The sequence below is a fragment of the Legionella gresilensis genome, from assembly GCF_900639865.1.
Taxonomy (GTDB): domain Bacteria; phylum Pseudomonadota; class Gammaproteobacteria; order Legionellales; family Legionellaceae; genus Legionella_C; species Legionella_C gresilensis.
In genome coordinates, this window is record NZ_CAAAHX010000004.1 from 353319 (window position 1) to 380305 (window position 26987).

The window sequence follows — 26987 nt, forward strand, 5'->3', positions numbered from 1 at the left end:
CAGCAAGTGATTAATTATCACTAATTTGAAGTAAAAATAGCATTCTTTTTCCACTGAAGGAAGTTATTTAAAATGACTTGCTATTTTAAATAAATTAAAGTCGACCATAGTTATCTTCAAATCGTACAATATCATCTTCACCTAAGTATTCTCCACTTTGTACTTCAATAATAACTAAATTTAAGACGCCAGGATTTCCTAATCTATGAATACTACCGGCTGGAATGTAAGTGGACTCATTCATTCTTACTAAGAGTTCTTTATCACCATTAATTACCTGTGCTATACCACTAACCACAATCCAATGTTCACTGCGATGATGGTGCATTTGTAAACTTAGTTTTGCTCCAGGATTAACTTCAAGACGTTTAATTTTAAAATTTTTCCCCTCATCTAAAATAGTGTAATTTCCCCAGGGTCGATGGACAGTTTGATGTAATTTATATGCTTTATGGTCCGTCTCTTTTAAGGCCGTATAAATATGTCTTACATCTTGCGTCTGCTCTTTATCAGCAACTAAAACAGCATCAGGTGTATCAATAATAATAAGATTTTTAAGGCCGACGGTACTAATTAAACGGTCATTACTCTGAATATAACAATTTTCTGTATTGTATAAGAGTGCCTCGCCATTGACTCGATTACCAAGTGTGTCGGCTGTCGATAAGTCACCTAAAGCACGCCAAGAGCCAATATCGCTCCAGCCAATATCGCAAGGAATGACGGCAATAGCATTAGTACTTTTAGCAGCAGGTTCCATTAGCGCATAGTCAAAAGAATTACTAGGCACTTTGGCAAAATGCTCTTGCTGCAATTGAATTTGCGCTACCTTTGCGTTTTCTATAGTAATGGATTCTTCTATGCAGGCTTTAACTGTTTCATAGATATCACTGCAGTAATGTTGCAAATGCTTGATTACAGTTCCTGCGTTAAAGCAAAACATACCTGAGTTCCAAAAATAGCAGCCAGCTTCTAAATATGTTTGGGCTGTTTCTACAGTCGGTTTCTCAACAAATTGTTTGGCTAAGTATCCAAGCGTGTGTTTTTTCTCACTAGAAGAAGTTAATGGGGAATCTTCATTAATTTGAATATAACCATAACCGCTTTCAGGCAGAGTTGGTTTAATCCCAAAGGTTACTAGTTTTTCATCTTGAGCAAGTTGTATTGCTTGATCAACAGCATTTTGAAAAGCATCGGCATCATTAATTAAATGATCAGCAGGCAAAATTAATAAAACAGCCTCATTCCCATATTTATTAGCAACTTGTAGAGCTGCTAAAGCAATCGCTGCTGCTGTGTTGCGGCCAAAAGGCTCTAAAATATAAGAGAGAAATAAACCTTGTTGGTTGACAACTCGATATTCATCTTCCGTTTTAAAAAATAACTCACGGTTAGTAACAGTTAAAATCTCATTAATTTTTGGAATAGAAGCAGCTCGTAAGAAGGCCTTTTGCAAAAAGCTTTGTCCATCATTTAAACAAATAAATGGCTTTGGATGTAATTCACGAGAAACTGGCCATAATCTAGAACCAGCTCCACCACAAAGGATTGTTGGAATAATGTACATATAATTATCTTAAGTTAGGTTCTTACTTATTATCATAAAGTTAAATAGCACCATGTTTAAATAAAACTTTAAGTAAAGTCGAAAATAAAATTTTAATATCTAGCCATAAGCTGTAATTTTGAACATACTCTAAATCGAGTTTGATTTTTTCTCCATGATTGATGTGGCTTCGTCCATTAATTTGAGCCCAGCCAGTAATGCCAGGTCTTACTTTTAGACGATTAAATTGCTCTTGATTATAACAGTTAGCAATTTCTATTAATTCAGGCCTAGGCCCAACTAAGCTCATATCGCCAATTAATACATTAAAAAACTGAGGCAGCTCATCAAGGCTCCATTTGCGTAGAAATGCACCTATACCAGTAAAGTTTGCAAAATAGGTTTTATCCGTTGTTTGCTTAAAGACAAAATCATCTGGTACACCATTTTCCCAGAAATAAGTGACAGAGTTAGCTTGCTGTAATTTCATGGTACGAAATTTATAAATGTAAAAAGGATTGTTTAAGTAGCCTGCTCTTTTTTGACGAAATAAAATAGGAAAGCCATCATCAACCATTATCCAAATAGCCACAATTAAATAAATGGGTAAAAGTAAGATGATTGCAAGCAAGCTTACTAGGATATCTATGCCACGTTTAATATAATTATAAGATTTTTTTGATAATTTTGATGTGGTATTTATCCCAGTTTGTATATTCTTCATGTTTTTTTAATCCGCCTGTACCATTGGCAATTCCGATAATATGTTTGGGCTTACAAACTGTGTCAAGCACTACGTCACCTTCTTTACCAATGATTCCGCCAGCAACACAGCTAACCCCGTGTAATACCAAGTTTCCTGCTGTTTCCTTAAAAAAAGGAAAGTGAGCAATTTGTGTATGTGCTTGTAGTATGGGTGTGGCCATTCTAACATCAAGTCGCATAATATTAATATTTCTGGTAGGCGCCTTTTCAATAAAAGCTGGCGTTAAATTATTAATCCCTACATCAATAACAAAAGCATTATGATTTAAATAATCAAGATATGAATAGTCAAGAACATGATCTGCTGAAACTGCAGAGATTAAGACATCATACTTTTCTGCTTGACTGAATGTCCTTATCTGGTGTGTATTATATGAGGGTAAAATAAGATTTAGGGCATTAGTTAATTGTCTAGCTTTAGATTTATTTCTACCTGTTAAAGTAATTTGGGTGTCGACCTCTGCTAAGCGTAATGCTAATTTAGCCGCTATATTGCCAGTACCATAAATTAAGATCCTCTTTTCATCTACTTTATAATTAAAATATTGGTTAACTAAATGATAGGTTGCTTCAACAGTAATATCATTAGGTTTATGTGGAATAATTTTTCCTTTTTTTACCGTCTCTTGTGCGATTTCCCATAAATTAATGTGTTGTTTTCTTTCAACGTCAATGAGAAAGGTAGGAATATATTGATCCAGATAATGCAGAGTTTGCTTAGCGATTTCTTTATTGGTTAATATAATGCACAAAACTCGCTCACTGCCAAACTGGCGAAAAGGTAGTAGTCGGTTTTCGCCATGTTGCTTTGCAGTGGTACTAATTATAGCTTTTGAATAATCTTTGCAGTTTATCTCTTTAAGCTCTTCTTCTAAAGACATAAATTCACTTACTATTATCATAGATAAAGCATTCTAGCATGCTTTATTTACTACATTACACAGCTTTTCATTTGAGAGTTCTTACTACTTAATTGGTTCCCTAAGTTTTTATTTCGATCTTTTTGTAAAAATATAAATATTAACGTATAATTCGTATACACAACAAGGATGGGTGAACCTATGAAAAAAGTCATGATACCTTTAGCTGTGTCATTGCTTACTTTATTAGGCTGTACAACTAATGAATCAATGTATAACAAGCGTTATAATAGAGATTATATTTATTCAGTAGGCTTTTATGGTTATCAACCCGAATGGACTTCACGTTATTATTCAGGCATTCCGGCCCAAAATTGTAGTTCAGGGTATTGTAGTATTTATCCACGGGGTTGGTATATGCGCAAGTGGTAATTTTCAGGGCTTGTTTCAATTAAAGCCCTAGATTCTAAAGAAGCTAAGTTGGCGGCTATTTTAAGCTAACTTAGTTTTGTCATTTCGGCTTAGTAATTTTAAATATTGCCCTTACCAGGGGTTATTTTATTTTTACAATCTTATTACCCGTCTTAGATTCCATTAGAGATTTTTTGCAAACTCTATCTAAGACCATTAATTCTCCTTGCAGTCCTTGATATTATACAAAATAATACTGCTTTCAAGTCTTAATATGAGATGAAATATAAGGCATAAGATTAACTAAGGTAATAATTATTACTCTTATATCTTTAATGTGACAACAGCTTGCGAGGTAGGCCATGAAAGGCTGGATACTTTATAAAAGAAATAAACAGGAATTAACAGCAAATGATCATGGCGTAAAGCGCTTTCTGGCTGTTGCAGATGAACTTCAAATTGAACTTGAAGTGTTTAAACCTGAGGAGTTTGAACTTATTGTTGCTAACCAAAAGCATCAAATAATTTTGCTGAATGGAAAGAAAACGTCCTTACCTGATTTTATTATACCCCGTTTGGGTGCAGAGACTTCTTACCATGCACTAAATATCATTCGCCAATTAGAATTATTAGGGGTTTGTAGTATTAACACGTCCAGCGCAATTGAAACAGTAAAAGATAGAATACGAGTTGGTCAGTTATTAGCTCATCACGGTTTACCTGTTCCTAAAACGATGGCACTTAACTTATTTACTTCATTTGAAATCATTAAGAAAGAAATAGGTTTTCCATTAGTGATTAAGAATATGATCAGCGCACGTGGTATTGGTGTGTGTTTATGCGAAACCGTTAATTCTTTTCAAGATTTAATGGGGCTTTTAAGTGCACAATTTAATCAACAGCTGGTTATCCAGCAATTTATTGCAGATAGTTATGGTCGTGATTTAAGGGTACTTGTGGTAGGCCAAGAAATAGTAGGCTGTATGCAGCGAATTTCAAAAACTGGATTTAAAGCGAATTACTCTCTTGGCGGTGATGTAGAGCCTTATAATATTAATCCAGATATTGCTAAGTTAGCATTAGAATGTACCCAAATTGTTAATTTAGATATTTCAGGTGTCGATTTATTATTTGGTAAAGATGGGTATTTCATTTGTGAAGCCAATTCTTCACCAGGATTTAAAGGAATGGAACTGGCCACAGGGGAGGATATTGCAACAAAAATTATGCAATACATCATTTCTAAGGTAAAAAAATTTAAAGTTCAAGTCAGTTAAGCTGTGATATGCCCCTCTTATAGAAAGGGCATTCTTGGTTATTCTTTAGCGCGTGAAACATATTCACCAGTACGCGTATCTACTTTAATTAATTCACCTGTTTGTACAAACAATGGCACTCTAACTACAGCGCCTGTTTCAAGTGTAGCAGGCTTACCACCGCCACCTGAGGTATCACCTCTTACGCCAGGATCAGTTTCAGTAATAGCTAAGATAACAAAATTTGGAGGAGTAACTTGAATGGGTTCATTATTCCATAAGGTAGCAACACAAATATCCTGTTCTTTTAACCATTGTTCGGCATCAGCTAAAACATCTTTATTGATTGCATATTGCTCAAAAGTATCAGGCACCATAAAATGCCACTGTTCTCCATCATTATATAAGTATTGCATTTCAATATCGGCTACATCTGCAGACGGTAATGTTTCATTTGATTTAAAAGTGCGCTCGACAACACGTCCCGTTTTTAAGTTACGTATTTTAACGCGTGTAAAGGCTTGACCTTTACCTGGTTTGACAAATTCACAATCGACAATGCTACAAGGGGCATTATCAACCATAACTTTCAGACCATTTTTAAATTCATTAGTACTATAAGTGGCCATTAGCGCTCCACGGTTGAGATTTGGTTTTAAATTAGATAGAGTGCATCAGTTTATCAAGTATGTCTAACGAATGCGAGATTCCTTTGTGAGTTGGAAAAAAATATTGGCTGAAAGTTTTACTTCTTCCCATGAGTTACTTAAATTTCTAGAGTTACCTATTGATCCTGCTAGTGCTGCAGCAGATAAACAGTTTAAAACTAGAGTTCCTTATAACTTTGCTGCGCGTATGCAAAAGCGAAATCCCCGGGATCCATTATTATTGCAAGTATTGGCTACTGATTTGGAAATGGAGGATACAGAAAACTATAAACTCGATCCTTTGAAAGAAGCTGAGAGTAACTACATACCAGGTTTAATTCATAAGTATAAAGGTCGGGTTTTAATAACTTTTACCGGTATATGTGCGATAAATTGTCGTTATTGCTTTAGAAGACATTTTCCTTATCAAGATAATAATCCAGGCCAAGCAGGTTGGAAAAAGATAATTGATTATCTACAGCAAGATGAAACTATTTATGAAGTTATTTTAAGTGGTGGAGACCCTTTATTAGCTTCAGATAAGGTTTTAGAAACTTTTATTGAGCAGCTAGAGACTGTGAAGCATATAAAAATATTGCGTTTTCATACGCGAATTCCAGTTGTGCTCCCTGAACGTATTACGGAGGCTTTTCTACAAATTCTACAATCAACTTCCCTGCATAAAGTCATCGTTTTGCATTGTAATCATGCACAAGAATTGGATAATCAAGTCAAAAGAGTATGTCAGCTTTTAAGTCAAGCAGGTTGCCATCTACTAAACCAGTCTGTTCTTTTAAAAGGTGTAAATAATCATATTCAGACCTTAGTTACTCTGAGTAAGACCTTATTTGACTGTGGCATATTACCTTATTATTTGCATTTATTAGATAAGGTATCCGGTGCTGCGCATTTTGATCTACCGCTGGCAGAAGCGCGCACGCTATATTTACAATTGCAAAGTGAACTGCCTGGATATTTAGTACCAAAATTAGTTTATGAGGAGCCAGGAAAAGCAAATAAGACTTTAATTACTTAATAAAATTATTTAGTATCGGATACTAAATAATTCAAATTATAAAATTTTAAAATGTGCAATAATTACTTAATGGCGTCCTAAGTTAGAGAAATTTAGACTTTTTTAAATAAAGAACCAACCAATAGACCTAAATTGCCTAACATTGTCTGCCTATAAATACCAAGGCGATTTACTTTAAAAACATTCACCATAAAGGCAGCATTCCTCGCAGCAATAAATTGGTGAAGTATTAATCTATTTTCTTCGGTTAAAATGGCTTCAATTGGAAGTAAAGCTTGAATATTTTGATCAATCCATTGTTTTAAGTGCCCCTGAAACATTCTTTTAATTCTACTAAGTCGTGCCCGCAAGCCTTTATTACCACCAATTAAATTAGCTTGATGTTGCCTATAGTTAACTGTAGGGTAGACGTCATAGATTATTTCTCCACCTGCTCCTGTAACTAACAAATAAGTCCACCAATCATGTGCAATAAGAAAAGAATTTTTTTTAGTTTGTTTTATAAGAATGGCAGCAGCATCATTAAATACCATCGTATTGCCACCCCCAATATTCTGAACTAGCGCATTGCGAAATCCCGAGGGTTTATTAAAAAGAGGTGAAAAACCTATTTCTTGACCTTGCTCATTAATAAGTCTGGTCCTGGAACAATATAAAGCAGGAATAGAACGAGGCTTTCTTTCTAACTGATTAAGTGCCCGCTCTAATTTAGATAAATCCCAAATATCATCTTGATCAGCATAAGCATAATAGTCACTGCTCTTATCAGCTCGAAAGACTAAAGATAGAAAATTTTTTGCAAATCCTTGTTTTGGGCCCTTAAAAAGGTAAATTTTACCGGCATAACGACTCTGGTAGCTTTCTATAATATTAATTGTTTGGTCATTTGAACCGTCATCTGAAATCCAAAGTTCCCAGTTATGGTGAGTTTGATTTGCAATAGAATCAAGTTGCTCAGCTAGATAACGTTGTCCGTTATAGGTGCACATAAGGATAATGACTTTTAAATTCGGATGATTTTTAATAGTAGTAACTAAGGGAAAAATTTGTGAAATCATAAAATAATTACGCCATTTTTGTAAATATCATAACAAGTTATTAATCTCTTTAGGAAACTAGTTACCGAATTTCGCATAAGTTACTTCCTTATAAAATTAAAAAGTGCTAATTTATACTCTTTTTAAAGGGTACTTTAGATTTAAGCTAATAAATAATTAGTTTTTAGCTTTTAAATAGTTTGATGATAGGAAGGCTGCATCAATGGTTTTTTCCTCCTTAATTTTCTTATTTCTCTTTCTTCCTAGTGTTAATTTAACTTATTTTTTATTTCTTAAACGCATAAGAATTCAGAATTTTATATTAGCCCTATCAAGTTTAGCTTTTTACTATTGGGGCGAAAAAGATCATATTTTTATCATGCTGGCTTGTATTTTAATTAATTACTTATGTGGGATACTAATTAATGATAGCCAAGTTGAAAAGTATCGAAAGTTTTATTTAACTACTTCAATTGTTTCTTCCTTAAGCTTGTTAATGTATTTTAAATACTTTAATTTTTTTATATCAACTGCTAATGATTTTTTAAATTTAAATCTTAACAATTTTGGTAAAATTGCATTGCCACTTGGTATTAGCTTTTATACTTTTCATTCACTCAGTTACGTAATTGATGTTTATTGGAGAAAGTTTCCTGCTGAGAGAAACTTTATTACTTTTGTAGGTTATGTATCGTTGTTTCCTCAGTTGGTTGCAGGTCCTATTGTTCGTTACTGCGATATTAGGCATTCTTTTTATAGGCGTTTTATAACTCGGGCTGGATTTCGTAACGGAATTTTACGATTTTGTTTTGGTTTAGGTAAGAAAGTAATTATCGCTAATGAAGTAGGAAGAATCGCAGATATAGTTTTCAATCTACCGACCACAGACTTAACTTTTGGTTTAACATGGTTGGGCGCGGTTGCTTACACTCTTCAAATTTACTTTGATTTTTCAGGTTATTCTGATATGGCAATTGGAATTGGCCTTATGTTTGGTTTTAAATATAAGGAAAATTTTAGATTTCCTTATAATTCCTTATCCATTCAAGAGTTTTGGCGTAAATGGCATATTTCTTTATCAAGTTGGTTTAGGGATTATGTTTATATTCCCCTTGGTGGAAATCGTAAATCAACAATGCGAACCTATTTTAACTTATTAATTGTTTTTGGTTTATGCGGCTTTTGGCACGGAGCAAATTATACCTTCATTTTTTGGGGACTTTTTCATGGTTTATTTCTAATTTTAGAAAGAACCTCTTTTGGTAAATTTATAAGTAACTTACCTAAGTTCTTACGACATATTTATGTATTATTAGTTGTAATAATAGGCTGGGTATTTTTTAGGGAAGAAAATATGGGGGAAGCATTTTCTTTTCTAAGAATAATGTTTTTACCTAATGATTTTAGCCTTAAGGTTATAGAAGGTTCATTAAATTTTGTATTAATAGCTACTTATTTTATGGGTGTTATATTAGCTTTTGGTATGACAGAACGAATAAAAAATTTTATAGTTACTAAGCAGTATAAAAAATTAATCGTAAGTTATAGGCAAGTGAGTATTTTTATGGCTCTAATAATTTTATTTATAGCGACCTTATCTTTAAGTAATAATTCTTATAATCCATTTCTTTATTTTAAATTTTAACGATATAAATTTTTATATGAAAATCACTGATAAACTACTCATTTTAACTTTTATAATTTTTATTTTTACCCCAAGTATTGGCTTATTTTTTAAAAAAGATCCCGAGCTAATTCGAGCCACTCTGAATCGTGAACCTAATTATTTTCCTGGAATTAATGTTAAACGTTTAGGCAAAACTAATTTTAAGCGCATAGAAAAGTGGTTTGCTGATCAAGCATTACTTATAACACCATTTAGTAAATTGTGGAGTCAGCTTAATTATTTTTTAGCAGTTAGTTCTAAGCCGGAAAGTACAATTATTGGCAAAAATGGTTGGCTTTTTCTAGGTAATGGCTCTAATGCTACTTTAGAGCAGTATATAGGTAAGAAGCCACCTACAAATCAAGAAATAGCCAATACGTTAAATGAAATTAAAAAATTACAGGCAATTGCCCAACAGAATAATATTCCCTTTTTGGTAACTATTGCGCCTGATAAACATACGATTTACCCTGAATACTTACCCAATTATATAAAGAAATCTTCGCTTCCAAGTCGATATGATCTTATTATTAAAAAGTTAAAAGCAAATTATATTCATTTCATTGATCTAAGAAAAATTGAAATGCATGCTAAATCTACTTTAGGTAAAAAGTATGGTGATATTTATCTTAGATGTGATAGCCACTGGAATTATTTAGGAGCGTATGCTGCCTATCAAGCTATAGCTGACTATGTCAATAAACTTGGTATAAACATTAATAAAAAGAATTATGACTTTATACCCATGGTAAATAAATATGGCGATTTGGCTAACTTTTTACAAATAAATAAGTGTGAATCTAATTCTCCTTTGCCTGATACTTCAAATTTAACGCAGGATTTATGGGTTAAAAATGAACAAGGTTTGCAGAAATTAGAGCCAGGGGCTTCGCCTGGTAATGGTTTATTACAGCCTTCTGAAGTGATTAACAATGCGACTGAAAATAAATTAACTTCTTTAGTAATTGGTGATAGCTTCTTAGAATCTTTAGTGTTTTTCTTACATAATGATTTTCATAATACTATACGAGTTCATGTCCTTAATAGGAATGTGAAGTTGGCCGAACTAGTTAAAAATCATCAACCAAATATAATTATATTAGAGTTAGTAGAACGTTCTTTAATCAATTTCTCAACTAGTCTTTAATAGGGAAATAACTTTTAATAGGACAATATCCTTGAGCTTTACCTAGTAGCTATCTTAAAAGTAAATAAAATTTCTGGAGATATTTATAGATGCACTATCCTTTGGAAGTCTCAATGACCATGGCCCTAATTCTAATAATGGCTTTATGTTTTACTTGTTTTGCTAGTATAACCCTTTATTCCTATTTTATTCCGGGTTTAAATCAAACTAGCTATAAAGAATATAAATGGTTAGATGGTTTACGCGGAGTCGCTGCCTGTTTAGTTGCATTAAATCATATTCCTTTTACGAACAATACATTAGCACTTCCTTCAAAATTGTTTTATTTTTCCCATGACCAATATGTTTTATTTACTTTTTTTGGTGCTATAGCTGTGCAAGTTTTTTTTTGTATAACGGGTATGTTATTTACCAGTAAGATAATTTCTACTAGTAATATAGATTGGATTTCTTTTTATAAAAAACGTATTCGTCGTCTTGTACCTGCTTATATGTTAGCTGGTATTCTAGCTATGATTATTGCATATTTATATGTACATCCCGCTAAAATCTCCCTTAAAGTATTAATTAGTAATCTTCCGAGTATTTTTTCCTTTGGCTTAATACCACATGCCGTTATTAATAATTTTCATTTTGGGCGTTTACTTGGCATGAATTGGACTTTAGGCATAGAATGGCGTTTTTATTTAATTTTACCTATTTTATTTATCGGCTTTCAAAAGTGGCAGAAAAAGGCTTTTGTATTTCTTACTATATTTGCCCTTTGTGATCTTATTACTACTAGGAATTCTAGCTGGGTTTACTTGCTTTCAGGTGGCTTATGCTCACCATTAGTATTTAAACGATTCAGCCGTCAACATAGACTTTTAGCATCAGCGGCTATTATAGTTTTACTTACAATATATCTATTTACATGGAATAGGTGGGCTAACTTTGGATTAAACCGTTGGCTTTTAATGACAAGTTTATTTGCCGCGTTAATGATTAGTCGACCAGCAGTGCTAGAGTATAAACCGTTGATGCTCTTAGGTACGGTAAGCTATAGCTTTTACCTTCTTCATTTTATGATTATATTTTTTGTTTTTTATTTCTATTACAGCAGTGGGCTTGATATAACAAAGTTAAGTATAACGTCGTTTACCATTCTAGCTTGTTTTGGGATGGCTATTATTATAGCTGTATCTTGTATTGCTTATTTATATGTTGAGTTTCCTTTTATGTGTCCTACAAGCAAAAGAAAAGATAACTCTATAGAAATCACTGCTCTTAAACTTAATGCAGCTTGATTTAAAAGAATAAATTGAAATAATTAAATATTAGTATTAATAATATTTAGATGTACAATCGTTGAGAAGAGCTTCTTTATTTAAAGTAGCAATAGATTATTCATCTACTTGACTATATAAATGTAATAATTTCTCTTGGGCGCAATGTTGCCCATTTTTGAGTGCTTTATAGTTTCCATCTGATTGCATTTCCCAAGCACATTTATTATCTTTTAAATAATTTTTAAATATTTCGTTTTTAATTCTCTTACGGTTTTCTTCATCTAAGATAGGAAATAAAATTTCAATACGATTATAAAGATTACGCTCCATTAAATCAGCACTTGAGCAATAGACATATTCTTTATCATCAGCAAGAAAATAATAAACTCGATGGTGCTCTAAAAAACGTCCTAGAATAGAAATAACTTGTATGTTGTCCGAGACACCTTTTATATTAGGTTTTAGACAGCATAAGCTTCGGACGATTAAATTAATTTTTACGCCTGCTTGCGACGCTTTGTAAAGAGCTTTAATCATAATTTTGTCAGTTAATCCGTTAACTTTTATATTAATCTCACTTTCTTTACCTTTTTTGGCCGCATCAATACATTCTTCAATATGATTTAATAGGTCCTTTTGCAAAGTAAAAGGAGAGTGGCAAAGAGCTCTAAGCTTAACTGTTCTACCTAATCCTGTTAATTGTTGAAAGATAATTTGCGTATCTGAAGTAATACTAGGATCACTTGTTAATAGACCAAAATCTGTATAAAGCTTGGATGTCTGCTCATGGTAGTTGCCTGTGCCTAAATGTACATATTGTTTTAATTTTCCATGTGTTCTTCGAACAACTAGGGTCATTTTCGCATGCGTTTTGTACCCTACTACACCATAAAGGACCAACACCCCTGCTTCATGCAACCGGTTTGCTAATTTTAAATTTGATTCCTCATCGAAGCGAGCTCTTAATTCAATAACTGTAGTAACTTCTTTACCTGAACGTGCTGCTTCAACAAGCGCCTTAACCATTTGAGATTCCGAGTGAGTACGATAGAGTGTTTGTTTAATTGCTAAAACATTAGGATCAGCGGCAGCTTGCCTTACAAAATCAATTACTACCTCATAACTCTGATAGGGGTGGTGTAATAAAATATCCCGTTCATCTAAAAAATTAAATAAATGACGCCTACTTGTAATAAAGGGAGGGTATTGCGCTCTGAAGGGGGGATAAAGTAAGTCAGGTCTATCTAAGCGGTTAATGGCATTATAATAGCGCTGTAAATTAACAGGTCCATCACAATAATAAGCATCTTCATGATGAAGATGATGTTTTTGTAAAAGAAAATCTACAATTTTTTGCGGGCAGCTTTTATCAATTTCTAAACGTACAACATGACCATAATGACGAGAGAAAAGTTCACGTTGCACAGCAGCAGCTAAATCTTCAATTTCTTCCTCGCGTAAAAAAAGATCACTATTTCTAGTTAGGCGGAAAGGATAGCAGCCGTTTATTTCCATACCTGGAAATAAACGATGCACATATGTTTGAATAATTGACGAGAGATAAACTAAATAATTGCCACCATCAACACACAATTCAGAAGGTAAAGATATTATTCGGGGCAAAGAACGGGGTACGTGAATAACAGCATAGTCAATGTTTCGATCAAAGGCATCTTTTCCTTGTAGTGAAATAATAAAATTTAAGCTTTTATTGAATAAGCGGGGAAAAGGATGCGCTAAGTCTAAAGCAATTGGGCTAACTACTGGTAAAATCTCATTTTTAAAATAGTGTCTTGCCCATAAATAAATATCTTCTGTCCATTCATTGACATCAAGTACATAAATACGCTCGTCTCTTAGAGCCGGTAACAATTGTTTATTAAAAGTTGCGTAAATATCATTGGTAATAGAATGTGCTTTTTTACTAAGTTGACTAAATAAATCGCTTGTCCGTATACCATCCACAAATTTTGGTAAGGCAAGTGCTAGCTTTTCCTTTAAACCCGCCATACGAATTTCAAAAAATTCGTCTAAATTCCCGCTGCAAATACATAAAAATCGTACTCTCTCTAATAAGGGAATACGCTCATCTTTAGCCAGCTGTAAGACACGTTCATTAAATGCTAGCGCTGTAAATTCTCGATTAATGAAATAGTCTGGATTGTCCAGCGTATTAGTCAATTTATGCTCCCTGCGATATCTTTAAACAGTCCATTAATGAGATCATTACCAAAATTTAAATTCTTGAATATGTTCCAGGTTATGCAGTACCATTGTTAGGTGGTACCTTTTCCTGCTTTTAATTATTATTCAAACGCTAACTTATGTTGAGAATACGACTAATTATAAAGTTAGGAAATTTAAGTTAACTGCTAAAACTGTAAATCGCCTATTACTAATTGATTATAGAGTAATGCAATTACTTAATTCGGTGCAAGAGATCTAGTGAACCAGGAAAAAACAAATACCAATGAAGGCAATAAATCCCCAGAATGGCGATAGCTGCAAGTAGGTTAAAGCTAAAAAAAACACCATACTCATAATCACCATTGGTATAGAATAGTAAGCATTTACAATACTTTGAGCGACAGAAAAAGCCGTAGCAGCCAGTAATACTAAAGCACCATATTGCACAGGTACCATTATTTTTTGAATAGTTGGCCCACTATGCTGATTCAAAAATTGATAACCTACCGCTGCTAATAGTAAACCAGGTAAATTAATACTAATAACAGCAAAAATTAAGCCTAATATGCCCGCTGCTTTATAGCCAATTAGTGCTGACAATTTTACGGCCGTTAAGCCCGGAAATAAGAAACTTGAACCAAGCATATTTATAAATTCTTCATTACTTATCCAATGGCGATAATCAACGGCCTCTACTTCAATTAATTTGAGCATTGAATTACCTCCGCCAAGTGAGATAAGCCCAATTTTTCCAAAGCTCAATATTAAAGTTAATAAATTGCTAATCATAATTAAGTTGATTTAAGAAAGTTACATAGTCGCAGGAAAACTGCTCTTTAAGCAATAGCTGACTTAACTTGGATACTAACGTATAAGAACGACCCTCTATTGATGCGCTGAAATAAACTTGCTTGTTAATTATTAAACGTGATAATTCAAGTTTAATTGTAGGCGTACAAGAAAACTTATAGATTAAAGCTGTTTTATCAACATTAATAATTGTGCCGTGTAACTTAAGTAGATTTAGTAAAGCGCCTATATCTAAAGATGAACATCCAGGTAGCGTTTGTTCCGGCGGAAGCGATTTTAAACTCAGTTTCTTTCCAAAACCAAAGCAGCGATCTTTTTGAGCTAGTAAAGGTTTATAAAATAATTCTTCTCTTCGTTTTTTAATATTTAAATGCTTTTGCGGCAATAAATAATAACTGTCCGAACGTTCTTTAATTTGAACATTAGCAAAACTTAAAATATTAGAATTTAAATGATGTAGCGTAATTAGCTTGTCTTCTGGCCAAAAGTATCGGGCTTCCCAACGGATTAAATCATGCGCTCTTGCTGATAATTGTTCTACAGCAAATGGCTTATCTAAGTTAACTTCAAAATTCCAGACGAGTCGTTTATTCATAGTTAATACAACATAGAGAGACTATTTTTTACGCTATTGTATTTACCTAAATAAGGCAAGTTTTATAGGCAAAAACGCAAAAAATTAATTTTAATTGGTAATTTGTTCATTGTGTTATAAATATGATAATTTTGCCTAACTTAGGAAAAATTTAATTAATTAAGAATCGTTTAGATAGTCTATCAGGGAGTATATAGCGTTTAATTTTCCTGGTAGGATCTGTCTATTGATCAAGACAAGGAACGAGTAGAAATGGCCATACTTTTATTTTTTATTTATTTAGTTTTTACCTTATTAGTTCTTTACCATGGTCTAAAATCGCCAACCTGGGAAATAGGTAGTATCGTCTATCTTGGAATTGCTACCTTTATTGTTGGTATGCCTTGGATTATTGCTTTAATTTTGTGGGTAATTATCTTAGCTATTATTGCAATAATGTATGTACCCGCAATTCGAGCTCAAATTACAAATCAATTATATCAAAGAGCTGTTAAATCAATTCCTAAACTTTCAAAAACAGAAGAAGAAGCCTTAAATGCAGGTGATACCTGGTTTGAGCGAGATATATTTATAGGTGAGCCTAATTGGTCAAAACTTTCTTTGCCCTTACCCGAACTTACCGCTGAGGAACAAGCGTTTTTAGATAATGAAACGCAAAATTTATGTAATATGATTGATGACTGGACTATAGGTCAGGAAGGCGATTTGCCTAAAGCAGTATGGTCTTATATTAAAGAAAATGGATTTTTAGGCTTAGTGATTTCTAAAGAATTTGGCGGGAAAGGATTTTCGGCTCGTGCCCATTCCGAAATTGTTCTAAAAATTGCAAGTCGTTCAGGCGCAGTTGCTGTAACAGTGATGGTTCCTAACTCACTAGGTCCTGGTGAATTGCTACATTATTATGGTACCGACGAGCAAAAAGCACGTTATTTACCTAATTTAGCTAAGGGTATTGATATTCCTTGTTTTGCCCTAACTGAGCCTGGTGCCGGTAGTGATGCAACATCAATTCAATCAGAAGCAATTGTTACTAAAAAAATGGTTAACAAAGAAGAAATTTTAGGTTTAACGATCAATTTAAATAAACGCTGGATTACCTTAGCACCCATTGCCACTTTAATTGGGTTAGCTGTGAATTTAAAAGACCCACAAGGGCTATTAAATGGTATTGGCCAAGAGGGTATTACCTGCTTATTGATTCCACGTGATACGGAAAATTTAGAGATAGGTAATCGACATCTGCCAGCAGATCAACCCTTTATGAATGGTACTCTGCGGGGAGAAAATATATTTGTTCCTATTAGTTCAATTATTGGTGGTCAAGAAAAAGCAGGGCAAGGTTGGCAAATGCTAGTAGAATGCTTATCAATAGGCCGCTCAATTTCACTACCAGCGCTTGCAGCCGCATCTTCTTCAGTATCTTATATTACATCGAGTGCTTTTGCCCGCATCCGTCGTCAATTTAATGTAGAAATTGGGCAATTTGAAGGTATAGAGGAGAAATTAGCTGAGATAGGAGGCCTTAACTATTTAATTAATGCAACAAGGTTATTAACTGTTGAGGCAGTAAATCAACATAAAAAACCTTCTGTTGCTTCCGCTATTACTAAATATTTTAATACAGAGTTTGGCCGCATTGCTGTTAATAATGCTATGGATATTCATGCAGGACGTGCCGTTGTTGCAGGGCCGCGTAATTATCTTATTAACCATTATGTAAGTATCCCTATTTCAATTACAGTTGAAGGGGCTAATATTATGTCCAGAAACCTACTTATTTTTGGCCAAGGCTCTATGGCTTGTCATCCCTTTATTCGAGAGGAGTTTTATGCTGTTTCACACAACAATAAGGACACTTTTGATAAGCTAATTTGGCAACATATTTATTATTTTATGCGTAACTTTGCCAAAACAATTTGCTCAGCCTGGACTGGTGGAATTTTTATTAGTGCGCCTACAAATCCTTTAAAAAGAAATTACCAATATATAGCTCGCTTAAGTCATGCTTTTGCTTGGCTAGCTGATTTATCGCTAATTTATTTAGGGGGTGATTTAAAACGAAAAGAGCGTTTATCAGCCCGTTTAGCTGATGCAATGTCTTATCTTTATATGGCAATGGCGGCCCTTCGTTTTTATAATCATCATAATCAGCATGCTGATTTAGAAATACATGCCAGGTGGGCTGTCACTTACTGTCTGTTTAATGCTCAGAAAGCAATGCTACTGTTTTGCGATAATTTTCCTTCACGGATTTTAGGCGGTATTATGCGCTTTTTTGCTTTTCCTTTTGGTTCATCTATTGCCTATCCACGTGATCGTCTTGATCATAGCTTAGCTCGATTAATGAGTAAAAATAATGCTTATCGCAATATACTAAAAAAATGGATTTATTTAAGTGGTGATCCCGCCCAGGCCATTGATAAAATGGAACATACATTACAGTTAATAATAACCAATGCAGATCTCCTTGCTAAGGTAAGTAACTTAAAACGCTATTCATTTGAAAATCTAAAATCAAAATTAGTTGAGAAAGTTAGTCAAGGTGAACTTAGCCAACAAGAAATGGACGCTATCGTTGCGGTAGAGCGAGCTAGGTGGGATGCTATTCAAGTTGATGAGTTTAAAGCTGACTCAATGAAATCAAAAACCTTTAAGTCCGTTACGGATTCTTTAGTAAATCCTTTAGATTAATTTACATTTTTTTAACAGCTGAATTTTTGAAATGGTGTCCTATAAAGGGCATCATTTTGTTATAATATTGAAATATTATTTTAAATATTAATTTTTTTGTTTAAAATTATAGCTAAGAAAAGTAATTATATCTTAATAATGTTATCAGGTAATTCATATGAGCGCTTATCTTCATGCACCTAATAAAGATGCCATTCTAAAAGCTTTTGAAGTAGTATGTTTATCACCAGACGCGGCTAAGTATTTAACTGAGCGTTTATCCGAAACCTTTAGTAAAGTAAAAATTGAAGCAAGTGCTGAAGTGTTGGATAGAGTGAAGCAGTTTGAAAAAAATGTGTCGATAAGATACGGAAAACTTTCAGATCCTTGGCGGGGTAGACCTGAGGATATTAAAACTGACTTTGAAAATGCCCAACATAATATGGGGCTCGCTCTTTTAGAGGACGTTAGCCCGTCATTAGCGGACGGTCAATTAAATATGGATTTTGCTATAAGTGATGATTCTCAGTTATTACGAGCATTTTCTTTAAATGAGCAACCGCTAGATACTACAGCTGCGACAGCCATTGATACTTTATTTAATAGCTGGCTTGCTGAAAATGAAATGGTTAGTAGAGACAGTGTGATTTATGAATCGGATAGAAATGGAGATATAAAGATAGATGAAAATGGCCAGTTAACTAAGGCAAATGCTCAGAGAGTTAGGGAATTGATTGCTGATAGAGATAATGGATTTGCTCATTATCTAAATGAAAAATTTAAGAATCATACGCCACATCAGGATTTAAAAGCATCAGTTCAACCGCATGCTTATCCAGAACAGGCTCAAGTTGTTGAGCAGCCTGTTGAGCCTGTTAGTGCTTCAGAGCCTACGGCAGCTGAAGCCCCAACCGCAGCTGAATCCCTAACCGCCGAAGCCCCAACTGCTGCTGGTGAATCAGAAACTCCAGAGGTAACTACACCTGCTGCGCCGCCTACCTAATAGTTTAGATTGAGGTAGGCTAGTTTACTTATATATTTAAGCAACACGATCTGTTTTTACGGGTAATTTAAAATCATTTAACTGCTTTGGCGAGCCAATATCAGCCCAAACTCCTTCATAAACTGAGCCACTGATTTTTTGTTGAGTAGCAAGCTCGCGTAGTAAAGGGGTTACAGAATAACGGCCAATAGGGCATTGATGAAATAGCTCAGGCCGATAGCAGGTAATGCCTGCATATGTATAGCGACGTTCATTAGTTAAACGCAAACTTTCTAAGTTGAAGTCACCTTTAAGATTATGGGCAGGATTGGAAACCAAGATTACATGCGCTAGAAAATTAGGTAAACAATTTAGGGTAGTAAAATCGAAATCAGTATAAATGTCTCCGTTAACAACTAAAAATGGCTCTTGTCCTAGAAGTGGTAATGCATTAACAATTCCACCTCCAGTTTCCAAACCGCCGGGTGGTTCGGGAGAATAGCAAATTTCAATATTCCATCGTTTACCATTACCAAGATGTTGCCGTATCTGTCCACCTAAATAGGCATGATTAATCACTATACGCTTAAAGCCTGAGCGAGCTAAATTAGCTACATGATATTCTATTAGCGGTTTACCATAAACTTGACACATCGCTTTAGGAATGAAATTTGTTAGTGGCTTAAGTCGTTCCCCTCGACCTGCAGCTAAGATCATTGCAGTTTTCATGGTAACTGAACCCTTTTTTGGATAAAACAATAAAATGCCTCGAATTCTTTATAGCTTTCTAAGCAAGCAGTTAAATAGTGTAAAGTAAGTGGCAAATCCCGTAGATAATTAGGTTTTTTATCACGTAAATATAAACGACAAAAAATGCCTAGGATTTTTAAGTGACGTTGTAGTCCACATAAATCAAAAGCACGTACAAAAGAAGGAAAGTCCCATTGCTTTAAGTTAGACGATTGCTCATAAAAAACGATTAGCCATTTACTTATTTGTTCACGAGGCCACTGAATATAACAGTCTTTAAGCAGTGATACTAAGTCATAGGTGACAGGACCTTGCATTGCATCTTGAAAATCAATAAGCGCTAATTGATGGTTAAATGCTGCACCTGGAAGCATAATATTTCTTGAATGATAATCACGATGAATAATTACTTTAGGCTGCTTTTCAATTTCAGTTATTAAGCAATTAAAAGTAGTATCAATTAAATTTTTTTCCTCTGAGGTAAGTGTTAATTTTAAATAGGCATCTAGAAACCATTCAGTAAATAAATTCAATTCACCCAACATAAATTTCCGATCAAAATGAGGAAATTGATATCTATTTTCGAGAGGACATTGCTGCAATACTAATAATGTTTCAATAGCAGATCTATATAAAGAATCTGCCGTATCAATAGATACCTGACTTAAGAATAGGGTATCGCCAAAATCATCTAAAAGAGCAAAGCCCTTTAATTCATTGACAGCATAAACTTTCGGTGTTAGTAATCCATGAGCACGAAAAAAATCGGCAATTTCAATAAAGGATTTTAAATTTTCTTTGCCTGGCGGGGCATCCATAACAATGTGATTATTACTTTTAAAATTTAAACGATAATATCGCCTAAAACTAGCATCGCCGGCTAAAAGGGATAAAGAAAATTCAGTTGAACCAAGGACTTGCGTTAACCAATTGCTCAGTGCGTTTTGGCGGCTATGCATGCTATACTCCCTAACCTTTTTTGTTTAAAAGGATGATTGCAGATATGACAAATTATCAAGCACGCTGTGCTTACAGGTATTTAATAATATGACTATTGCTCTTAAGTTTACCCTTTTAAAAACAAACAGAAAGAGGCTAAATTGTATTCTTTTTACGGTTACATTTATAGGTATTTTAAGTTTAGCGAGTTTCTATTTTAGAAATGCAAGTGCTGCAGAGATATTAATAGAGCCGATAGAAGCTTGTATATTACCACGCGATACTTACTTAAGTAGTGCTATTCGGGCTAATTTTGCCCAATGTTTAGGATGGCAGGAAGGTCCTTCTTATTCTAGATGTCAAGGTAGCTATCTGCCACTTGATGTGCAGCCTTTAGATAGAGAAGACGAAATTCAAATATTCGCTAATAAAATGTCACTTTATAATGCCGGTCGTTCTGAACTAAAGGGTAATATTGAAGTACGGCAAACGACTAGAATACTTAATGCCCAAACAGCTTATATTTATCGAGATACTAAAACGAATCAAGTAACAAATATTGAATTACTTGGCCCGGTTAGATATCAAGAGCCAGGTCGCTTAATGATCGCTAGGAAAGTCACAATAAATCCGCAAACAAAAGCAGGGACGGCAGAAGATGTATTATATCGTTTTAATTCAGTTCGTCGTGGTTCGGCATTGCCTGCTTGGGGGCGAGCTGGCTTAATTGAGCGCTTTCCAAATAAAGATTATTTTTTAGCGAAAGCTACTTATAGTACTTGTGCACCACAAGATAATGCTTGGCATTTAGAAGCGCGAAAAATTAATTTAGACGATGCTAATTCCGTCGGGATAGCACGTGATGCACGGTTATTAATTGGCGATCTTCCTGTTCTTTATACGCCATATATAAGTTTTCCAACGTCTAAGGAAAGAAAATCAGGCTTTTTATGGCCTACTTTTGGCAGCTCAAATGTAGGAGGGTTTGATTTCTCTATTCCTTATTATTGGAATATTGCTCCTAATTATGATGCAACTTTTTACCCTCATTTATATACAAAACGCGGTGTTATGCTTGGGGAACAATTTCGTTATTTAACAACAAACTCGTCAGGAAATATTTATGCAAGTTTCTTACCACACGATCGAGCCTATGTTGACTTTATTCGTAATAATGAAGATAGATTTCCTCAACTGCGTGGTTCATCAACAGATAGGTGGTCGTTACAATTTCAAGATTTGACCTATTTTACTCCAAATTTGAAATTACGTGTTAACGCGCAACAAGTTTCAGACGATTATTATCTACAAGATTTTAGTAGTAACTTGGCTTTACTTACAGAAAGGCAGCTCGTGCGCGAGGCAGAGTTGGCTTATAAGCTTGGTAATTGGCTTTTTCGTGGCTTTGTACAATCTTATCAAACCTTACAGCCAGTTAATTTAACACCCGTAAGCGATATTTATCAGCGCTTACCTCAGCTTTCAGCAAATGGGTTTTATGACGATTTACCGTTCAATGGGAATTTTTTTCTACTGGGCCAATATGATAATTTTCGTTGGCCTAATAACTTAACAAATCCACCGGAAGGGCCACGTTACTATTTAAATCCAGTTTTATCCCTACCTCAAACGCAGCCTTGGGGATATTTTACCCCTAGTTTCGAAGTAGTACAGAATGCTTATGATGTTAGACATAATGACCCATTGCCTAATTCACATTACAGTAATACGATTCCACGTTACAGCCTTGATAGCGGTTTATTCTTTGATAGGCCTACTCAAATTATGGGTGAAGGGTTTAATCAAACACTAGAGCCTCGGCTTTTTTATTTATATGTGCCTTATCATAATCAAAGAAGAATTCCTGTCTATGACTCAGCTTATCCCATATTTAATTTTGACCAATTATTTCGTGTTAACCGTTTTTCGGGTTTTGATCGAATTGGTGACGCGAATCAATTCTCTTATGCAGTAACGACACGTTGGATATCTGATGTGACTGGCACAGAAAAAGCACAATTTTCAATAGGACAAAGTTACTATCTTTCAGAACGAAGGGTCCAATTATGTCGTAGCTTATTAGAAAATTGCTATGATGATCCGCTAGCTTTAGGATATGTCTCGCCATTTCCTCATAAATCACCTATTGCTTCGCGTTTTTTATATAATTTTAATCCAGCTGTCACTTTTGTTGGTGATTATGTATGGGATGTTAATACTCATTCTACTAATAATGGTCATCTTGATCTTTCTTATCAACCTGGACCTAATGAACTAGTAAGTTTAGGTTATACCTACTTAGTTAATGGCGATATTACTTATATTAATAATATTTCTGATGTAAATCCTTTACATCAAGTTACTTTCGCTTATGCTTGGCCCTTTAATGAAAGATGGAGTTCCTTGGGGGCTTATAATTTTAATATTAGTAAAGGCTATGAAATGATGTCCTTTTTGGGCGTACAATATGATAGCTGTTGTTGGGCAGTAAGAGTAATGGGGGGAAGAACATTTAAAGATTTAAATCAACGATCTTCACCACGTTATAACAATAATATTTATTTCCAAGTATTACTAAAAGGGCTTGGCTCATTGGGGAATAGTGGACCAAGTAATATTATTCGTACATTTTTGCCAAGTTATGTAGATAGTTTTCATCGCTAGCTATTTAAGGTATAAAGTTGCTAGGAATTTATACCCTTAAAGTCAATTTGCTTGTATTTTGGGTATAAATCGCCTAAATTGCCGCTCTAAAACAAAATGAGGAATATCGCATGCTAAAGCGTATTGCATTTTTGCTACTGTTGTTACCTGCATTTACGTTTGCTGAACCTTTAGATCGTGTTGTTGCGATAGTAAATGATAGTGTTATTACCGCGAGTGAGTTAAATACTCAAGTAGAGACGTTACGTCAACAAATACTTGCTAAGAAGGTAGAGCTTCCTTCTGAGAATGTTTTAAAAAAACAAGTTCTCCAGCATCTAATTAATATTGATTTGCAATTACAGTTAGCAAAACAACATAATATTACTGTTGATAATGCTGAATTAAATGACGCAATTGCTAAAATTGCCGAACAAAATAACTTGTCTTTATCTCAATTAAGAGAAGCAGTACAGCAACAAGGCCTGACTTGGCAACGTTATCGTGAAAATCTACGCAAAGAGATTATTATGGCGCGCCTACAGCAAAAGGCTGTTGGTAAAGATGTTAAAGTAACGCCTGAGCAAGTTGAGAACTACTTAAAATCAGGCGCTTATCAGGATAAAACCAAATTTACTTATCACTTACAAAATATTGTTATCCCTTTACCAGAAGAACCCACTTCCGCTGAGCTTAAAAAAGCGCAAGAGAAAGCTAATGAAGTATTAGCAAAACTACAAAAAGGTGCCGATTTTAATCACATTGCTACAGAAGAATCAAATAATGGGTTTATTTTAGAAAGTAACGATTTAGGTGATAGATATTTAGCACAATTACCTGAGCTCTTTGCTAAAGAAGTCATAAAAATGAAAGCTGGCCAAATTGTAGGTCCCTTACGAGCAGGCAATGGGTATCAAATCATTAAATTAATCGCTGTTGGAGGTAAAGATGAAAAACATGAAGTTATAAAAACTCATGTTCGTCATATTTTAATAAAGCCAGATAACAGAATGACCGCAGAAGAAGCAAAACGTCAAGCTAATAATATTTACCAACAATTAAAATCAGGAAAGAATTTTGCAGAAATGGCTAAACAATATTCACTTGATATGGTTAGTGCTACAAAAGGTGGTGACTTAGGATGGGTTAATGCAGGAGAGCTAGTACCACAATTTGAAAAGGCTATGAATTCTTTACCATTGCATAAAATTAGTAAGCCCGTTAAATCAATGTTTGGCTGGCATATTATTGAAGTTCTTGAACGTAAACGTGTTGATGACTCAGCTACTTTCCAACGTCAGCAAGTTATGCAGTTTTTACAGCAACGAAAATTTAGCGAAGCTGTGCAAAATTGGCAACAACATTTAAGAACAAATGCTTACGTTAAAGTTCTTGATAAGGAATTAGCGTGATAAAACCACTGTTGATAAGCAGTGGTGAACCAGCAGGTATTGGACCAGATATTTGTCTTGCTCTTGCTAAGCTTAATTTGCCCATTGTTGTCTTAGCTGATAAAAAATTTTTGCAAGAGCGAGCTGAAAAACTGCAATTATCGGTCAATTTTATTGATTATGTTGAGACTAATAATTTTAGTACCAGCCCTAATAGTTTAGTTGTCCTTTCAATACCAAGTAATCAACCAGTTGAAGCGGGAAAATTAAATCCTGCGAATGCTGACTATGTTATTCGTATGTTAACTAGAGGCGCAAAAGATTGTTTAGAAAACAAATTTTCTGCTCTTGTTACAGCGCCTGTGCATAAAGCTGTTATTAATGATGCTGGCATTCCATTTACAGGACATACAGAATTCTTTGCTAATTATTGCAATATAGATACAGTTGTTATGATGTTAGCCTGCCCTACAATGAAAGTTGCGCTGGTAACGACACATTTACCACTTAAGGAAGTTCCTAATGCGATAACCAAACATCTGCTTTGTAATGTACTGCAACGATTACATGAATCCTTAAAAAATGACTTTGGAATCAAAAAACCATGTATCTGGGTCGCAGGGTTAAATCCGCATGCAGGTGAGGGAGGATATTTAGGACATGAGGAATTGGATATCATTACCCCAGCTTTAAAGAAAATGAAAGAGCAAGGCATGGATATACATGGTCCTTTTCCTGCTGATACGATGTTTGTTCCACATAATACAAATGTTGAGGTAGATGCTTTTGTTGCCATGTATCATGATCAAGGATTACCTGTATTAAAATATGCTGGCTTTGGCCAAGCAGTAAATGTTACTTTAGGTTTACCTATTATTCGTACTTCTGTTGATCATGGCACAGCGCTTGAATTGGCTGGCACTGGGCAAGCCAACGCTGCGAGCTTAATTGCTGCTGTTAAAACAGCGTTATTTATGTCAGAACAAAGGGCTAAAAAGCATGGCTAATTTTAGTTTAGTTGCAGCAGTTGATGAAAATTACGGCTTAGGAAAAGATAATCAATTACTTTGTCATTTGCCGGCTGATTTAAAACATTTCAAACATTTGACGATGGGTAAACCTATTATAATGGGTAAAAAGACTTATCAATCAATTGGAAAACCTTTACCTGGGCGCCAAAACATCGTATTGACTACACAGGCTTTGCAAATTGAAGGGGTAGATATTGCCTGCTCATTACAGCAAGCAATTGATCTAGCAGGTCATGCGCCAGAGGTAATGATTATTGGCGGAGCAGCCATTTTTGAACAATTTTTACCTCTTGCTAATCAAATTTATTTAACGATGATCCATCATCAGTTTAACGCAGATGTTTTTTTTCCTAAATTCGATTTAGCGGCCTGGCATTGTATTCAAACACAATACCGACCGCATGATGAGAAAAATTTATATGATATGACGTTTTACCAGTATAAACGTTCTAATTAATATTCAGTAACGATCACTTGGCTTGATGTATGGCCATGAGTATGGTTATTAGGATTATGACCATGCGCATGTTGATTCACCCTACCGTTTCCTAATATTTGAAAAATATTTAGAACAACTTCTTGACCGGCATATGAAATATTGCAGCGATTATAGCCTGGCCAAGTTTTACCTGGTTGCCTACTACCTCGATAAAGAGCTTGACATAAAAACAAGGGTTTACCATTTGTGTCTCGTCCTATCCTGACAGGACTTCTTGTATTTTTTTGCCAGGAAGTATTGTTAAAGAGATTTCGTGGTGGGACTTTAAAATCATTAACAATATATTCCTTACCACCATAAGCAATATTGCACCGCCCATAGCCAACCCAAGTTTTACCTGGTTGAACGCTGTTAAAAAGATTTGCAATACATAAATAAAGAGCTTTACCGTCTGTATCAGTACCAATCCTAACTGCCTGCTCTAAGGAGGGAGAATCTGGATGAGCATGAATATGAGGGGGATTAGCCCAGCTTGCCTGTATTCCTAAAGCAAGAAATAAAATAGAAAGATTTCGCATAATAAATCTCCATCGTTGCTAATAAATAACCACGGAGCTTATCGTAAGCGCAGGAAAAGTGCAAATATAAGAAAAAACGAGCAATATTAATTATATACAGTTAATAAGTTACCTCTATCAATTTAGTAACACAAAATATTTCATTTATTTTTGTACAAAAATAGCGCAAACTTTAAAAACTATGTTATAATAAAAATCGTCCAAAAAGCCTAAGCAAAATTCATGTTGTTAAATAGTTTTCTGCTTGGGTAAATAAAGTGGAAATAATTGAGAAAAAAAGGAAAAAAGTATTTGACAAGGGAGTTAGGATGAGTAGAATACGCATCACGCCTT

General features: G+C 34.4%; 23 protein-coding genes. 12 read left to right on the plus strand and 11 right to left on the minus strand.

Annotated features, from left to right (window positions below):
- Positions 1–94 precede the first annotated feature (94 nt).
- From E1P04_RS06910 to E1P04_RS06920, 3 genes are read right to left on the minus strand one after another with little or no spacing between them, the layout of a single operon-like run.
- The gene (locus E1P04_RS06910; RefSeq protein ID WP_131782182.1) at positions 95–1567 is read right to left on the minus strand and encodes a mannose-1-phosphate guanylyltransferase/mannose-6-phosphate isomerase; all 1473 of its coding nucleotides are present in this window, start codon (positions 1565–1567) and stop codon (positions 95–97) included.
- Between the two features lie 40 nt (positions 1568–1607).
- Positions 1608–2270, minus strand: a complete 663-nt coding sequence (locus E1P04_RS06915; protein WP_131782183.1) for a sugar transferase — start codon at positions 2268–2270, stop codon at positions 1608–1610.
- The gene (locus E1P04_RS06920; protein WP_131782184.1) at positions 2212–3213 is read right to left on the minus strand and encodes an NAD(P)-binding domain-containing protein; all 1002 of its coding nucleotides are present in this window, start codon (positions 3211–3213) and stop codon (positions 2212–2214) included. The genes E1P04_RS06915 and E1P04_RS06920 overlap by 59 nt, the downstream gene beginning before the upstream one ends.
- 159 nt (positions 3214–3372) lie before the next feature.
- On the opposite strand from E1P04_RS06920, the gene E1P04_RS06925 reads away from it, so the two are divergent.
- Both E1P04_RS06925 and E1P04_RS06930 read left to right on the plus strand, forming a co-directional pair.
- Positions 3373–3603, plus strand: a complete 231-nt coding sequence (locus E1P04_RS06925) for a hypothetical protein (protein WP_131782185.1) — start codon at positions 3373–3375, stop codon at positions 3601–3603.
- Between the two features lie 341 nt (positions 3604–3944).
- Entirely contained in the window at positions 3945–4859 is a 915-nt protein-coding gene (locus E1P04_RS06930) for an ATP-grasp domain-containing protein (protein WP_131782186.1), read from the plus strand.
- Positions 4860–4897: 38 nt separating this feature from the next.
- On the opposite strand, the gene efp is transcribed toward E1P04_RS06930, so the two are convergent.
- Positions 4898–5467: an elongation factor P gene (efp, locus tag E1P04_RS06935; protein WP_131782187.1), complete on the minus strand. Its 570-nt coding sequence runs from the start codon at positions 5465–5467 to the stop codon at positions 4898–4900.
- Between the two features lie 70 nt (positions 5468–5537).
- Here efp and epmB point away from each other — a divergent pair, with 70 nt between their 5' ends.
- Positions 5538–6521 carry an EF-P beta-lysylation protein EpmB gene (gene epmB, locus E1P04_RS06940; RefSeq protein WP_131782188.1) on the plus strand — a complete coding sequence of 328 codons (984 nt, stop codon included), beginning with the start codon at positions 5538–5540 and terminating at the stop codon, positions 6519–6521.
- Positions 6522–6613: 92 nt separating this feature from the next.
- On the opposite strand, the gene E1P04_RS06945 is transcribed toward epmB, so the two are convergent.
- Positions 6614–7579: a glycosyltransferase family 2 protein gene (locus tag E1P04_RS06945; protein ID WP_131782189.1), complete on the minus strand. Its 966-nt coding sequence runs from the start codon at positions 7577–7579 to the stop codon at positions 6614–6616.
- A gap of 202 nt (positions 7580–7781) precedes the next feature.
- Here E1P04_RS06945 and E1P04_RS06950 point away from each other — a divergent pair, with 202 nt between their 5' ends.
- The 3 genes from E1P04_RS06950 to E1P04_RS06960 all read left to right on the plus strand — a co-directional run bounded on the left by E1P04_RS06950 (position 7782) and on the right by E1P04_RS06960 (position 11657).
- Positions 7782–9203, plus strand: coding sequence for an MBOAT family O-acyltransferase (locus E1P04_RS06950; RefSeq protein WP_131782190.1), 1422 nt, complete (start codon positions 7782–7784; stop codon positions 9201–9203).
- 16 nt (positions 9204–9219) lie between these two features.
- Positions 9220–10371, plus strand: a complete 1152-nt coding sequence (locus tag E1P04_RS06955) for an alginate O-acetyltransferase AlgX-related protein (RefSeq protein ID WP_131782191.1) — start codon at positions 9220–9222, stop codon at positions 10369–10371.
- 113 nt (positions 10372–10484) lie between these two features.
- On the plus strand, positions 10485–11657 hold the full coding sequence (locus tag E1P04_RS06960; RefSeq protein ID WP_165482696.1) for an acyltransferase family protein: 1173 nt from the start codon (positions 10485–10487) through the stop codon (positions 11655–11657).
- A 96-nt stretch (positions 11658–11753) separates the two neighbouring features.
- Here the strand turns inward: E1P04_RS06960 and ppk1 are convergent, their stop codons facing one another.
- The 3 genes from ppk1 to E1P04_RS06975 form a co-directional block, all read right to left on the minus strand.
- Entirely contained in the window at positions 11754–13820 is a 2067-nt protein-coding gene (gene ppk1 / locus E1P04_RS06965; protein ID WP_131782193.1) for a polyphosphate kinase 1, read from the minus strand.
- A 261-nt stretch (positions 13821–14081) separates the two neighbouring features.
- Positions 14082–14615: a chromate transporter gene (locus E1P04_RS06970; protein WP_131782194.1), complete on the minus strand. Its 534-nt coding sequence runs from the start codon at positions 14613–14615 to the stop codon at positions 14082–14084.
- Positions 14608–15231: a hypothetical protein gene (locus E1P04_RS06975; protein WP_131782195.1), complete on the minus strand. Its 624-nt coding sequence runs from the start codon at positions 15229–15231 to the stop codon at positions 14608–14610. Before E1P04_RS06975 ends, E1P04_RS06970 begins: the two co-directional genes overlap by 8 nt.
- Positions 15232–15483: 252 nt before the next feature.
- On the opposite strand from E1P04_RS06975, the gene E1P04_RS06980 reads away from it, so the two are divergent.
- Together E1P04_RS06980 and E1P04_RS06985 are read left to right on the plus strand one after the other, a co-directional pair.
- Positions 15484–17922, plus strand: a complete 2439-nt coding sequence (locus E1P04_RS06980) for an acyl-CoA dehydrogenase (RefSeq protein ID WP_131782196.1) — start codon at positions 15484–15486, stop codon at positions 17920–17922.
- Between the two features lie 157 nt (positions 17923–18079).
- Positions 18080–18904 (plus strand): hypothetical protein, encoded by an 825-nt coding sequence (locus tag E1P04_RS06985; RefSeq protein ID WP_131782197.1) that lies wholly within the window; start codon positions 18080–18082, stop codon positions 18902–18904.
- Positions 18905–18940: 36 nt separating this feature from the next.
- Here E1P04_RS06985 and murU read toward each other — a convergent pair whose 3' ends face one another.
- A complete protein-coding gene (murU, locus tag E1P04_RS06990; protein WP_131782198.1) occupies positions 18941–19612 on the minus strand; it encodes an N-acetylmuramate alpha-1-phosphate uridylyltransferase MurU in 672 nt (223 codons plus the stop codon).
- Positions 19609–20592: an aminoglycoside phosphotransferase family protein gene (locus E1P04_RS06995; protein WP_131782199.1), complete on the minus strand. Its 984-nt coding sequence runs from the start codon at positions 20590–20592 to the stop codon at positions 19609–19611. The genes murU and E1P04_RS06995 overlap by 4 nt, the downstream gene beginning before the upstream one ends.
- 88 nt (positions 20593–20680) lie before the next feature.
- Here E1P04_RS06995 and E1P04_RS07000 point away from each other — a divergent pair, with 88 nt between their 5' ends.
- The 4 genes from E1P04_RS07000 to E1P04_RS07015 all read left to right on the plus strand — a co-directional run bounded on the left by E1P04_RS07000 (position 20681) and on the right by E1P04_RS07015 (position 26094).
- Positions 20681–23236, plus strand: a complete 2556-nt coding sequence (locus E1P04_RS07000) for an LPS-assembly protein LptD (protein WP_131782200.1) — start codon at positions 20681–20683, stop codon at positions 23234–23236.
- 110 nt (positions 23237–23346) lie between these two features.
- Positions 23347–24627, plus strand: a complete 1281-nt coding sequence (locus E1P04_RS07005) for a peptidylprolyl isomerase (protein WP_131782201.1) — start codon at positions 23347–23349, stop codon at positions 24625–24627.
- On the plus strand, positions 24627–25613 hold the full coding sequence (gene pdxA, locus E1P04_RS07010) for a 4-hydroxythreonine-4-phosphate dehydrogenase PdxA (protein WP_131782219.1): 987 nt from the start codon (positions 24627–24629) through the stop codon (positions 25611–25613). Before E1P04_RS07005 ends, pdxA begins: the two co-directional genes overlap by 1 nt.
- The gene (locus E1P04_RS07015) at positions 25606–26094 is read left to right on the plus strand and encodes a dihydrofolate reductase (RefSeq protein ID WP_131782202.1); all 489 of its coding nucleotides are present in this window, start codon (positions 25606–25608) and stop codon (positions 26092–26094) included. The genes pdxA and E1P04_RS07015 overlap by 8 nt, the downstream gene beginning before the upstream one ends.
- Here the strand turns inward: E1P04_RS07015 and E1P04_RS07020 are convergent.
- Complete coding sequence (locus tag E1P04_RS07020; protein WP_131782203.1) at positions 26091–26654, minus strand: DUF3421 domain-containing protein; 564 nt, start codon at positions 26652–26654, stop codon at positions 26091–26093. The two genes, E1P04_RS07015 and E1P04_RS07020, sit on opposite strands and share 4 nt — an antisense overlap.
- Positions 26655–26987: the final 333 nt, after the last annotated feature.

What these genes read in the sequence shown, in the direction of transcription:
- E1P04_RS06910 (WP_131782182.1), bottom strand. Translation starts at nt 1,567, where the DNA reads ATGTACATTATTCCAACAATCCTTTGTGGTGGAGCTGGTTCTAGATTA.
- E1P04_RS06915 (WP_131782183.1), bottom strand. Translation starts at nt 2,270, where the DNA reads ATGAAGAATATACAAACTGGGATAAATACCACATCAAAATTATCAAAA.
- E1P04_RS06920 (WP_131782184.1), bottom strand. Translation starts at nt 3,213, where the DNA reads ATGATAATAGTAAGTGAATTTATGTCTTTAGAAGAAGAGCTTAAAGAG.
- E1P04_RS06925 (WP_131782185.1), top strand. Translation starts at nt 3,373, where the DNA reads ATGAAAAAAGTCATGATACCTTTAGCTGTGTCATTGCTTACTTTATTA.
- E1P04_RS06930 (WP_131782186.1), top strand. Translation starts at nt 3,945, where the DNA reads ATGAAAGGCTGGATACTTTATAAAAGAAATAAACAGGAATTAACAGCA.
- efp (WP_131782187.1), bottom strand. Translation starts at nt 5,467, where the DNA reads ATGGCCACTTATAGTACTAATGAATTTAAAAATGGTCTGAAAGTTATG.
- epmB (WP_131782188.1), top strand. Translation starts at nt 5,538, where the DNA reads ATGCGAGATTCCTTTGTGAGTTGGAAAAAAATATTGGCTGAAAGTTTT.
- E1P04_RS06945 (WP_131782189.1), bottom strand. Translation starts at nt 7,579, where the DNA reads ATGATTTCACAAATTTTTCCCTTAGTTACTACTATTAAAAATCATCCG.
- E1P04_RS06950 (WP_131782190.1), top strand. Translation starts at nt 7,782, where the DNA reads ATGGTTTTTTCCTCCTTAATTTTCTTATTTCTCTTTCTTCCTAGTGTT.
- E1P04_RS06955 (WP_131782191.1), top strand. Translation starts at nt 9,220, where the DNA reads ATGAAAATCACTGATAAACTACTCATTTTAACTTTTATAATTTTTATT.
- E1P04_RS06960 (WP_165482696.1), top strand. Translation starts at nt 10,485, where the DNA reads ATGACCATGGCCCTAATTCTAATAATGGCTTTATGTTTTACTTGTTTT.
- E1P04_RS06970 (WP_131782194.1), bottom strand. Translation starts at nt 14,615, where the DNA reads ATGATTAGCAATTTATTAACTTTAATATTGAGCTTTGGAAAAATTGGG.
- E1P04_RS06975 (WP_131782195.1), bottom strand. Translation starts at nt 15,231, where the DNA reads ATGAATAAACGACTCGTCTGGAATTTTGAAGTTAACTTAGATAAGCCA.
- E1P04_RS06980 (WP_131782196.1), top strand. Translation starts at nt 15,484, where the DNA reads ATGGCCATACTTTTATTTTTTATTTATTTAGTTTTTACCTTATTAGTT.
- E1P04_RS06985 (WP_131782197.1), top strand. Translation starts at nt 18,080, where the DNA reads ATGAGCGCTTATCTTCATGCACCTAATAAAGATGCCATTCTAAAAGCT.
- murU (WP_131782198.1), bottom strand. Translation starts at nt 19,612, where the DNA reads ATGAAAACTGCAATGATCTTAGCTGCAGGTCGAGGGGAACGACTTAAG.
- E1P04_RS06995 (WP_131782199.1), bottom strand. Translation starts at nt 20,592, where the DNA reads ATGCATAGCCGCCAAAACGCACTGAGCAATTGGTTAACGCAAGTCCTT.
- E1P04_RS07000 (WP_131782200.1), top strand. Translation starts at nt 20,681, where the DNA reads ATGACTATTGCTCTTAAGTTTACCCTTTTAAAAACAAACAGAAAGAGG.
- E1P04_RS07005 (WP_131782201.1), top strand. Translation starts at nt 23,347, where the DNA reads ATGCTAAAGCGTATTGCATTTTTGCTACTGTTGTTACCTGCATTTACG.
- E1P04_RS07015 (WP_131782202.1), top strand. Translation starts at nt 25,606, where the DNA reads ATGGCTAATTTTAGTTTAGTTGCAGCAGTTGATGAAAATTACGGCTTA.
- E1P04_RS07020 (WP_131782203.1), bottom strand. Translation starts at nt 26,654, where the DNA reads ATGCGAAATCTTTCTATTTTATTTCTTGCTTTAGGAATACAGGCAAGC.